Source organism: Nostoc sp. DedQUE04, assembly GCF_034530995.1.
GTDB lineage: Bacteria > Cyanobacteriota > Cyanobacteriia > Cyanobacteriales > Nostocaceae > Nostoc.
The window spans coordinates 127,059-139,453 of the sequence record NZ_JAVRCA010000011.1 but is presented as its reverse complement, the minus strand read 5'-3'; the positions used below and the strand labels follow the sequence as shown (position 1 = coordinate 139,453).

Annotated in this window: 8 protein-coding genes; 3 read left to right on the top strand and 5 right to left on the bottom strand. The window is 40.2% G+C overall.

The genetic code is table 11. The features are described from left to right. Positions 1-74: 74 nt before the first annotated feature. The 3 genes from RM049_RS10505 to RM049_RS10495 all read left to right on the top strand — a co-directional run bounded on the left by RM049_RS10505 (position 75) and on the right by RM049_RS10495 (position 3,612). Positions 75-1,994, top strand: coding sequence for a sensor histidine kinase (locus RM049_RS10505; RefSeq protein WP_322704113.1), 1,920 nt, complete (start codon positions 75-77; stop codon positions 1,992-1,994). Between the two features lie 157 nt (positions 1,995-2,151). Continuing rightward, on the top strand, positions 2,152-2,790 hold the full coding sequence (locus tag RM049_RS10500) for a Uma2 family endonuclease (RefSeq protein ID WP_322704112.1): 639 nt from the start codon (positions 2,152-2,154) through the stop codon (positions 2,788-2,790). A 36-nt stretch (positions 2,791-2,826) separates the two neighbouring features. Continuing rightward, positions 2,827-3,612: a Uma2 family endonuclease gene (locus tag RM049_RS10495; RefSeq protein ID WP_322704111.1), complete on the top strand. Its 786-nt coding sequence runs from the start codon at positions 2,827-2,829 to the stop codon at positions 3,610-3,612. Between the two features lie 409 nt (positions 3,613-4,021). Here RM049_RS10495 and RM049_RS10490 read toward each other — a convergent pair whose 3' ends face one another. From RM049_RS10490 to RM049_RS10470, 5 genes are all read right to left on the bottom strand, one after another. After that, positions 4,022-6,115 carry a caspase, EACC1-associated type gene (locus tag RM049_RS10490; RefSeq protein WP_322704110.1) on the bottom strand — a complete coding sequence of 698 codons (2,094 nt, stop codon included), beginning with the start codon at positions 6,113-6,115 and terminating at the stop codon, positions 4,022-4,024. A 30-nt stretch (positions 6,116-6,145) separates the two neighbouring features. Further along, positions 6,146-6,523 (bottom strand): hypothetical protein, encoded by a 378-nt coding sequence (locus RM049_RS10485; RefSeq protein WP_322704109.1) that lies wholly within the window; start codon positions 6,521-6,523, stop codon positions 6,146-6,148. A gap of 405 nt (positions 6,524-6,928) precedes the next feature. After that, on the bottom strand, positions 6,929-8,614 hold the full coding sequence (gene ilvD / locus RM049_RS10480) for a dihydroxy-acid dehydratase (RefSeq protein ID WP_322704108.1): 1,686 nt from the start codon (positions 8,612-8,614) through the stop codon (positions 6,929-6,931). A 462-nt stretch (positions 8,615-9,076) separates the two neighbouring features. Further along, a complete protein-coding gene (locus tag RM049_RS10475; RefSeq protein WP_322699804.1) occupies positions 9,077-9,712 on the bottom strand; it encodes a M10 family metallopeptidase C-terminal domain-containing protein in 636 nt (211 codons plus the stop codon). Between the two features lie 1,283 nt (positions 9,713-10,995). After that, on the bottom strand, positions 10,996-11,694 hold the full coding sequence (locus RM049_RS10470) for a calcium-binding protein (protein WP_322704107.1): 699 nt from the start codon (positions 11,692-11,694) through the stop codon (positions 10,996-10,998). Between the last annotated feature and the right edge of the window lie 701 nt (positions 11,695-12,395).

Here is a 12,395-nt window from a genome sequence, read left to right as displayed (position 1 = left end):
TGCTGAGTAATTTCCACTTTACTCAGCACTTTTCATTTTTGCTTTTTAAATTTTTAGTTTGGAGTCAAGCTACAATGATGCTTCAATTGCGGAAAGTATGGTTGAAAATTAATCCCCAATGGAATGCCCAAATCAACAAAAAATACTACTCATTTAAATGGCGATCGCGTAACTTTATATTATTATCAATTGTGGTATTTTTGTCTATTAGTATTAGCGCCACAGCTATCACTAGTTACAAAATTGTTAAGGGATTGCTGCTCGATAGTCTGAAAGAACAAGTACTATTAAAAACACGCAAAGGCCAGGATGATATTGATAATTGGTTAGCCATTCGTAAAACAGAAATTAAGACTTTGGCAAATTCTGGTGTGGTGCGATCGCTCGATTGGTCTGTAATGGAACCTTACTTGCAATCTGAATTGAAGCGGCTACAAACGTTTTTGCTCATGGGGTTGGTCACACCGGATGCTCTATTAATCAATACTCACGGAGATCATCTCAATGTTAAAGACCGAGAATTTTTTCAGCGGAGTATAGCGGGTGAAACAGTAGCAACCGATCCAATTATTGGACGCACAACTAAACAGTTACAGATTCAGATTAGTTCGCCGATTCCTGCCGAAACAGGCATAAAGCCAGCAGGTGTTTTAATGGGAGGAATTCCAATTAACCGAGTCGTTGAGGCGATCGGCAATTTACATCAAGGTAAAGGCAGCTATGCCTTTGCGCTGAATTCTCAAGGAGTTCCTATCGCCCATCCCAACACGGAACTAATTGGTACAGCCGAAAAAGCCGCTCAGAGTTTCCTTAATTCGCCCAATCCCAGGTTAGCGGAAATTACCCAAAAAATGGTAGCTAAACGCACAAGTATTGAATTAGCTCAACTGGATGGTAAATGGAGCTATGTTGCTTACACTCCCCTCAGAGAGGCAAATTGGTCAGTAGCGTTAATTGTGCTAAAAGAAAATATTGAATCGCCATTACAGGCGTTGAATTTGTTGGCTACCGTTTTGGGAGGATTGCTGGCGGTTGGGTTGATTAGTGCGTGGCGACAGGTGCAACTATATGAACAGATTCGCGATCGCGCCTTGATTTCTAGCCAGCAGACGCAACAACTCAGCAAAACCCTGAAAGAATTGCAAAATACTCAAGCTCAACTCATCCACACCGAAAAAATGTCTAGTCTGGGACAATTAGTGGCTGGAGTGGCACATGAAATCAATAATCCCGCCAATTTTATCCATGCCAATCTCAACCATGCCAGCGTTTACAGCCAAGACATCCTCGATTTACTCAAGCTTTATCAACAAACCTACCCAAATCCTACCCCCGAAATTAGCGATCGCGTTCAAGACCTTGATATTGAGTTTCTTGCAGAAGATTTACCTAAATTAATGGCATCAATGCAAGTGGGAACCAAACGCATTCGTGAAATTGTGCTGTCGCTGCGTAATTTCTCGCGCCTCGATGAAGCAGATATGAAATTTGTAGATATTCACGAAGGATTAGATAACACTCTGATGATTTTGAATCGTCGCCTTACAGCCACGCCCAATCTACCAGAAATTCAGATCGTTAAGCAATACAGCGATCTACCGCTAGTAGAATGCTACGCAGGGCAACTCAATCAAGTGTTTATGAATGTTCTCGTGAATGCGATCGATGCACTAGAAGAAGCCAGCCAAAAACGAAGTTTTGAGGAGCTTAAAACTAACCCCAATCAAATTAAGCTCCAAACCCAAATTGACAAATCAAGTCATTGCGCGATCGTTCAGATTTACGATAACGGTATTGGGATGTCAGAGAATGTCAAGCAACGGGTATTTGACCACATGTTTACTACTAAACCTGTGGGTAAAGGAATCGGATTAGGAATGGCGATCGCTTATCAAATTGTTGTAGATAAACATCGAGGGACTATTGAAGTTGATTCAACTCCAGGATATGGAACAGAGTTTACCATCCGTATTCCATTAACAAGTAAAAATTAAAAATTGCTGACAAAATTGAAACAGTCAAAGATTATATCAATAAGTTTTTTTGGCTAATTTCTACACTCATAGTCAGAGGCGATATACTTTAAGAAAGTTGATTTGTAAATTCCATCTGCCACATACAATTATTACTACATCAACTCTCTGAGGTAATATGCTTTTAAAACTGCAACAAATTATTGTTAAACCTGGTCAACAAATGTTACTTCAAGATATTAGTTGGCAGCAGTTAGAAGATATTTTAGAAGAAATGGGAGAAAGACGTGCTGCACGTATTTCTTATAGTCATGGTTGGTTAGAAATTATGGTTCCCTTACCAGAACACGAAAAAGATAAAGAACTTATTGGTGATTTAGTCAAAATCTTGTTAGAAATACTACAAATTGATTTTGAACCTTTCGGCTCCACAACACTAAAAAATGAGCGAATGCGCCAAGCAGTAGAACCAGATACCAGTTTTTATATTCAAAATCAAGCTGCTGTAATTGGCAAAAAACGTATAGATTTAAATATAGATCCACCACCAGATTTAGCAATCGAAATTGATATTACTTCTCGCACTCGATTTCAAAATTATGAAATTTTGGGAGTTCCTGAACTTTGGCGACATACACAACAAGGTTTAGAAATTTTATTGCTAAAAGAAGGGAAATATATAAAATCTGAATCTAGCCCTAATTTTCCTGGTATCCCAATTGTTGAATTAGTCAATGAATATGTTCAGCAGTGTTTAACAATTGGCAGAAGTCAAGCTATGCGTAATTTTAGAGATTGGGCAAAGAATAATTTATGATAAAAATCTAAGGCTTTCTGAGAAAGGCGATCGCTCATGACTACCGAAAACAACCCAAGAGCCATTCTAGACTGGGAACACCCTACACCGCCGACAGATTTAATTTTTGATGACGGAGAACCCTTGGAATCAAATCGCCACCGTATTGCCATGAATGTGTTGATTCGGTCATTGCAGCAAGCTTGGGCTGATCGCAATGATTTCTTCACTGGGGGCAATATGTTTATTTATTACAGCAGCGCCCAAGTACGTAATCAGGATTTCCGTGGCCCCGATTTCTTTGCTGTCCTGAATGTGGATGGGACTAATTCTCGTCAAGGTTGGGTAGTGTGGGAAGAAAACGGTCGTTATCCTGATGTAATTGTAGAATTAATGTCACCATCTACAGCCAAAATAGATCAGACTGTTAAGAAAGACCTTTACGAACAAACTTTTCATACTTCAGATTATTTTGTCTATGACCCCTTTGACCCCACTTCTTTGCAAGGGTGGCATTTAGATCATAATCAGCAATATCAATCTTTGACACCAGATGAGCGTGGTTGGTTGTGGTGTCAAAAGTTAGATTTATGGTTGGGAACCTATGAAGGAACAATAGACAGAGAAACGGCGGTATGGTTGCGGTTTTACGATGTAGCTGGCAATTTGGTTTTATTACCAGACGAAGCTGCTGCTGCACAAGCACAAGCCGCAGTCACGCAGGCGGAAATTGCTGTTGCACAAGCACAAGCTGCTGGTGTACGAGAAGAAGCCGCAGCTGCAAAAGCGGCTCGTTTAGCAGCTAGATTGAGAGAGTTGGGTGAAAATCCAGATATTTTGTGAGAGATTTTAGCAAAGAAGCTATTTGGCAATACCTAGCCCGACTTCTTTGAGAAGTCGGGGATCTAAATTTTCACAAATAATTTAGGAATGGTATATTTTTTTGAAGTATAAATTAAAAACTAGATGCGATCGCTATTTCCAAATCTCACAACAAATAAGTGCGATCGCTATTTTGAAATATCAGAATGAGTAAGTGCGATCGCTATTAAGTAAAGCTTCACAACTAAGGTTGAATCGGTGTAAATTTATATTTATTATTGCAGTATTTTGCTGAACTTTGATTAATATAAAACTGGCTTTACAATCGCCAGATAAAAACTGAATTTTTTCCGCTACGCCACCAACTGAAAAATTGGAACTGTGCAATAGACCTTTTATACAAAGATTCAGCAAAGCGAAGTATTAGCACCTACTTATTTTCGTCAAGACTTCCAGTTTCTTGAAGGCTTTTTATCATCTCTTGGCCTTGTTTTGTCAAAAGTAAATTAGCGTAGGCTTGACCAGCTTGCTGTTCTCTTTGACCATTTTGCTTAACTACTACGTAGAAAATAGCAGGTAATGGATATTCACCACTGTAAATCGCTTCGATATTAACTCGATTACGCTTGCCAGGGCGACATTGAGCAGGTGAGACAAAGTTTTGTTGTTGATATGGATAGAAAGTTTTACCATCCGTATTAACAATAGGTAAAGTCTTAACTCCATACTGTGGTACGACATCTGAGATTGGGCCTACAAAGATTCCTCCGGGTTCTGTAGCGATTTTTTGGATTCCTTCACTAGTCGTATTAACATAGTTAATATTGCTACCAAAATTTATAATTTCTAAACTTGTTCTAAACTCGTTAATGCTTTGTGAATTACCACTACGTGTATAAAACTTAATTGGGATATCAACGAGAGCGCCAGCCTCTCTCCAGTTGTCAATCTTACCACTGTAGATTTTACTTAATTGTTCTTTGGTCAGAGCTTTGATCGCTAAGTTGCGGTTAACGGCTACTGCTAAACCGCTTTTAAGAACTGGAATTGCTTTAAGAGTAAACTGCTTTCTTTTAGCTTTGTATTCCTCTTCAGAGGAAACATCACGGGATGATAGAGCAAAATCCAGTCCATCTTGTCCACCATCTATTAACTTCTCAATACCTATTCCAGAACCTTGTACCAAGTCCTTTCTTATTTTTATGTCAAATTTAGGATAAGTATTTTTAATTTCTGATTCCAGCTTTGGATGGATAAAAGCCCAAGAAGTACTACCGCCGTATTTAAATGTTCCTTCAGGTACATTACGAACTTCTGCAAACTGATTGGTAACTTCTATTGGCGTAGGTGAGATAACTGGATCTTCAGGTTTTATATCCGGTATAATAAATTTTACTATTCCAGCGCCAATAATAACTCCCATAGTCAACACTACTAAAGATTTAGGAGTTACATTGAACCTTCTTTTTTGAGAAGCTTCAATTAGGGCTGTATCTTCATCCCTAAGTCCTAAATTTTGCTGAAGACGTTTCAAATCGGCACGAGTATTTTCATTAACAGGAAATTTACCCTTAGTTACTTGAAAGAATACTTTTTGATATTCCTGTAAATTTTCTTTGTAGTCTTGATAAGGTTTTAAAACCTCAGCCTCCTTAGCGGCGGCTTCATCAGGTGTAAGTCCTAACTTTTTTTGTAGCTTAGTTAAAGCAGTATGACCAATATCAGAAATCTCACCGTCCCTTACCCAATATTCAACTTCTCTACCATATTGGAGCTTTGGCTCATCAATAGGTGCTTTGGCAAGCTTGATTTTATAGCCTTCTTTGATGGCATATATTTCCGGTTTCATTGCTGGAGCAGCTTCTTGTACTTTCCTTTTAGCATACTCATGTAATTCATCAACAGAGATGAAGCTATCTTGATCCCGGTCTGCTGCTCCAGTCTCAAGCCCCTCAACTATATAGCGGGTGTAAGTTGAAATATCTGCTCCTGGCTGTGCAAAAGAATATTGAGTAGAGGTCGAAGACGTGAGAACCGCTCGTCCTTCACTACCCAATTGGTTCTTGACATCCACAAAACCGTCATCTTTTGCTGACATCCCTTCAGCAAACGCGCCACTAAAACAACAATCAAGAATTACTACCTCGCGTTTGGAGCGGCTGTAACTCATGACGTCATGTACAGAGTTAGCTGGTACTGTTGTGGCCTTAACTAGTTCTCCTTTGTCACTTTTTTTAGTGTTGCGAGATGCAAAGTAAAGCTTGCCATTCTCATCTTTGATTCCATGACCAGAGAAAAATAGCAGCACAAGGTCATCTTTTTGACGATCGGCAAACAAAGCCTCGATCGCAACCGCCATCTCATGTTGTTGAGGATTTACCAGCACTTTCACATCATCAAAACTGCCAATTTCTGGGTGCAGCAAAACTCGTTGCATTTCCTCGACATCTTTTGTCGCTGCTGGCAATGAAGTAAGGCCAGGCTCATACTCACCAACTCCTATTAGCAGTGCTACTTTCACCATCTTGTTATTCTTCTTTACTGCTGGAATTTCTTAGCTATCTGCGATAAACTTTTGAGCTTGTTCAATGGCGGCGTTTAACTCTTCCTGACTACTAGCTTTCACCTTCAGTTTTTTGCCGTTAGCTTCAACTTCCAATTCAATGGTTTTGTTGCCCAAGCGATCGCCTAAATATCCCAACAATTTCTTAAAATTGGCAAGGCTCACCTCTGCTTGCAACACCCCCACCAAAAAACCGCCAACAGATTTGGCTCCTTCAGGTATTTCTGTAACTGCTACTAATTCAGCACTTTCTACATCTAAGTCTTTGATTTCTCGCAGCAGATTTCGTGCTTCCCGGTCTTGCTCCTCTGCATTTAAGTCTGGATTAGCAAGAGTGAGCGTCAGTTTGACATTAGATTCAGAACTCATTTTGTACCCTTTTAGGTTTTTCAGCAGTTGATGGTCAATAGTATTTCTGTAGTATATCGATTGACATCACTTCTTCTATGTAAATTTCCTGAAACTTTTTCAAGATTTTTCCAAAAACTCATAAAATTCAGGTATAAATCTGGTATAAATACAGAACATGCCTTTTCAATAGCTTCAAAACTTAGAGGCAATCAACAGTATTTCTTTCGATACAGCAATTTGTTTTACCACGCTTGCGATCGCAAAGTAAGTTAGTGAGTTTGTCTTTGCAACTTCTTTAGAAGCGATCGCTAGATCAAACTATTACAGAACAGCGAAAATTCAGTGACTATCTCAAATAAGCAGACAAGGGGCTTTAGCCCCTTGTTAAAGGTAGGCAAACTTGCGCCACAGTTGTCAGGTTAACTAAAACAAGTCCAAATCTGTCACAGCACCAATACTGCTAGAAGATACCAATTTGGCATATTTCGCCAATACGCCTTTAGTGTAACGCGGAGCCGGAGGTTGCCAATTAGCACGACGACGAGCCAATTCTTCTTCAGATACGTTCAACTGCAATAAACGAGCGGGTGCATCAATAGTAATACTATCGCCTTCTTCTACAAGCGCGATCGCACCACCAACTGCTGCTTCTGGTGCAACATGACCAACCACCATGCCGTAAGTACCGCCAGAAAAGCGTCCGTCGGTAATTAATCCTACAGCATCACCCAAACCAGCCCCGATAATTGCCGAAGTGGGAGCCAACATTTCACGCATTCCAGGGCCGCCTTTAGGCCCTTCGTAGCGGATGACTAGAATATCACCAGCTTGAATTTTACCCGCTAAAATTGCATCTAAAGAAGCTTCTTCTGATTCAAATACTCGTGCAGGCCCGGTAATTATTGGTTTTTTCACCCCAGTAATTTTGGCGACAGCTCCTTCCGTTGCCAAATTACCTCTGAGGATGGCTAAATGTCCTTGAGGATACATCGGGTTATCCCAAGTCCGAATCACATCTTGATTGGCAGATGGTTCTTCTGGGATGTCTGCTAATATCTCTGCAATAGTTTGACCGCTAATGGTGAGACTATCACCGTGTAATAAATCATGCACAAGTAACATCTTCATGACTTGGGGAATACCACCAGCTTTGTGCAAATCTGTAGCGACATATTTACCGCTTGGTTTTAGATCGCACAAAACGGGAACGCGAGCGCGGATAGTTTCAAAGTCGTCTATAGTTAACTCTACATTAGCGGCGCGGGCGATCGCCAAAAAGTGCAGTACTGCATTGGTCGAACCACCGACTGCCATAATCACAGAGATAGCATTCTCTATAGATTTGCGAGTGATAATTTGCCGGGGTAAGATTTGTTTGCGAATGGCTTCGACTAACACAAATGCTGATTTTTCGGTGCTGTCGGCTTTTTCGGCATCTTCTGCCGCCATTGTTGAAGAATAGGGTAAACTCATCCCCAGCGCTTCAAATGCTGAAGACATGGTGTTAGCTGTGAACATTCCTCCACAGGAACCAGCACCAGGACAAGCTCGACCTTCAACCTCTAATAATTCCTTTTCGTCAATTTTTCCAGCACTGTATTGACCAACAGCTTCAAAAGAACTGACAACAGTTAAATCGCGTCCATTATAGTGACCGGGTTTAATTGTACCACCGTAAACGAATATTGCAGGGATATTCATCCGAGCGATCGCCAGCATTGCCCCTGGCATATTTTTATCACAACCGCCAATAGCCAGCACACCATCCATACTTTGTCCAGTACAGGCGGTTTCAATGGAATCGGCAATCACTTCCCGCGATACTAAGGAATATTTCATCCCTTCAGTTCCCATCGAAATCCCATCGCTAATGGTAATCGTACCGAATACTTGCGGCATCGCTCCGGCGGTTTTAATCCCAACTTCTGCCCTTTGTGCCAGTTGATTTATCCCCATATTACAGGGAGTGATCGTACTGTAGCCGTTGGCAATGCCCACAATAGCTTTATTGAAATCTTCATCTTTAAAACCAACTGCACGCAGCATAGCTCGATTAGGCGATCGCTGCACTCCTTGCGTTACAACTTGGCTTTTCAAATTCTCCGACATCTTTTTTCCTTCCGTGCCATCATCGCAACTGTTGCGATTGTATTACCTGATGATTTTCTCATGCCTGGGCGGTGCGATCGAATATGAGTAATTCTCTATGTTTCACCGTGTCTTTTGGTCAGCCCTAATTAGAATAAATCTTCATCTAAGCGTTTGTGTTAAATAGGGATAATTCTTATGTGTATAGCATCTAGAGTGCCGGAAATACACGAATTTAAATATGAAAAAAAGTCATTGCCCCAAGGTGAGGCACTGACTTTCCACATTTATAAGCTTAGTATATTGATATTGATTCCGGTGCACAGATGGAGACACTCTAACTTTGCACTAGAGTTCTTCTTCAAAATTATATCTGCCTTGAAAATAGTGACTAGGGATTGAAGACTGGGAAAGAGATATTTTCATTCTCTAATGCCTTCTACCTTCTGCCTCCTGCCTTATTTTCAAGGCAGGAATATTAAATTAAAGAATGAAGTCACTTGACACTACTTGTGGTGCTCCTATAAGCCGAACTTGAAACTCAGCCGAGCGATCCCCATCAGTGCTACCTTCGAGAATACCTCCTGAATAACGGATTTGGCCGGGTGCGGAGAATTGGGCACTTCCAATGAAAGCGAAAGCTTGGTTGCCTCCAATAGTGGAGTTGGCATCAATATTAAATAGATCGATGCGATCGCCTGACAAGGTTCCATTTCCACGAAAGTCAGTGATTATGTCGCGTCCCGAAAGTGGAGTATCAGAAATTGAGTTGTACTTGAAAACATCATTACCCGATCCTCCAGTGAGAATATCTTTTCCACTACCGCCAGCCAGGACATCATCCCCAGTACCGCCATTGAGCGTATCGTTGCCAGCACCACCGTTAAGAATATCGTTGCCAGCGTTACCAAAGAGGCTATCATTGCCACCACCAGCGTTAAGGATACTCTTGCCACTACCACCTACAAGGGTACTGTTGCCACCACTTGCGTTAATGACATCGCTCTGACCATTATTGCTACTGCTACTGCTACTGCTACTGCCACCGCTACTGCTATAACTACTAGAGCTGGCGCTAACACTGCCGCTACCGGAGGAGATTGATATTGAAGTTGCCATTGATGAGTTTCTCCTAAACTTAGAGGAAAAAAAAATTACCTCTTTACTTCTCCATTATAAAACGGCATTGCTGATTAAGAGTATGAATTTGATTTCCTTCAAATGCATAAAGCAAGCAATTTAAAACATGGAATTTGGGAATTCCATACTTTCATTCAGCAATGCCGACAAAACCAGGTCAAAATATCAATAATTGGAGTATATTGTTGAACAAACCTGATTGGAATAGTCCTTTACTATTAAGTTTGAATATTCGAGAGTATTTGAGAATATTTAAGAAGTACTAGATGTATTTAATGATATTTATTTCATATTTGTACCAAAAATCATCTGATGCCCTTGTACCTTCTATTTTCAGTTGTTTCAGTTGGAAACTACTCAGGAACAGTAGATTTTTTCTACGTGATTATATAGATTTAATGACATTAATACTGTATTCATAATAACAATACTATAGTATTACCCTCAGCAGATTTTTTTTGAGAAAAAAATAATAATTAACTTTTTTATTCTCTGTCCAGAATAAAATACAAAACCTTTGTCCAGATAGAGTTGGTTTTGCATATTGATATTTTTTTAGTGGTTTCTGTAGTTATATATAACAAATAATTACCAATAAGTTAAAAGCTTTGTTAGACATATGACACAAAGAAAAGCCTTAAGATTTGTGTAACTTGATAACAAATAATTACCAATAAGTTAAAAGCTTTGTTAGACACATGACCCGAAGAAAAGCCTAAAGATTTGTGTAACTTGAATTCGTTCCCAGTCTTAAGACTGGAAATGTATTTCGAGAGGGCTGCTGCCTCTGCTAAAGCCATTGGAGGCAGAGCCTCCCAAGATCGTAATTAGGGTTGTATTTTAACTTAGTGCCATTCCCTTGTTAGACCAGTGCGACGCGAATAGCCCGTCGTAGACATCGCTGCATTCCCTAACGTTACAATTTAGCTATTGTGGCATCATCACAAGTTTTGCGATTGATTGTATTAACAGATTTTCTCATACATACGCAGCATTGGTAATTTTCTATTTTTTAGATGTGCTTCTGTTAGGTGCAGTTGATATGAGCAACTTTGTTAGTATTTAACTGTGCTTGATTATAGTGATATCATTTTTGACAGGTTAAAGCCTACTGCATTTTCTCACAGTTGGAGTATGTTTGGCTTTGCACCTAAATTATTCTTCAATATTACTGTTTGCATAAATCATAAATAAGAACCCTACTCCTAAACGCTTGCTCTTAGAAGTAGGGTGTTCAGCGCTTTTGCAAGAGGTATATTAGATTAGAGGATGATGTCGCTTGCCACTAGTGATGGTGCTCCTGTCAGTCCAATCTCAAACTCAGGTGAGAGATCCCCATCAATGTTAGCTTGAAGAGTACCTCCTGAATAACGAACCTGACGGGCTGCTGAGAATGCGGCAGCACCAATGAAACTAAAGGCTTGGTTGCCCGCTACACTGGAGTTAGCGTCAATGGTAGATAGATCGATTTGATCGCCTGCAAAGATACCGTTTCCAACGAAGTCAGCGATAATATCTCGTGACAAACCAGTAGGACTATCTGAAACTGAATTGAAATCGAAAATATCGTTGCCAGCACCGCCAGTAAGAGAATCAGTCCCAGCACCGCCAGTAAGAATATCGCTGCCAGCACCCCCATTTAGGGTATCGTTGCCAGCACCGCCAGTGAGAAGATCGCTGCCAGCATTACCGTTAAGGATATCGCTGCCAGCATTACCGTTAAGGGTATCGCTGCCAACATTACCGTTAAGGATATCGCTGCCAGCATCGCCATTTAGACTATCATCGCCGGCATTGCCATTCAGGATATCGCTGCCAGCACCCCCATTTAAGATATCGTTGCCGGCATTGCCATTCAGGATATCGCTGCCAGCACCCCCATTGAGGGCAGGACGAAAGATTAGTGGGGAACCGTTGATGGTATTGTTGTCATTAAAAATGCTACCTTCGATAATTGCCATTAGTAAGTTTCTCCTGAACTTAGAGGGTAAAAAATAACCTCGTCACTTTCCCATCAGAAAACGGTGTTGCTGATTAAGAGGATGAATTTGGTTTCCCTCAAAGGTGTAAAGGAAACAGTTTCAAATATTGAATTTTTAAATTTCACACTTTCATTCAGCAACGCCGAGAAGACAAGGCAAAAAAATAACGAGTGGGTAGAGATAACTGAACCAGACCTGATTGGAACAGGTCTTTGGTGTTAAGTTTGAAGATTTGACAAGCACTAGATGTATTGATGATATTGGCATCAAAATTATGCCAAGAGTAATGTCATGTTCTTATATCTTTACTGATTGCAGTAGTAGGATGGTATGAAACAAGCTGATTTCCTCCTACAAAAGCGCATAACTTTTAGAACGTTTTGATTTTATCCACAATCACAACACTATACTATTACTTTCAAGCCTACTTTTTTCTATCTATAAGAAAGAGTAATTATCCCTTTTTTATTCCTCTCGCTAAAACAAAATCTGAAACCTTTGTTCAGATAGGGTTGGTTTTACTTTTTGAGATTTATTCGGTTATTTATCTAGTTATATATAAGGAAGTAATTGCCAATAACTTAAAAGCCTTGTTAACCAGTGCGTAGGCGTAGCCCGTCGTAGACATCGCTACATCCCTTGCGTTACAATGTGCCTTCTCAAATTCTCTGACATTTCTT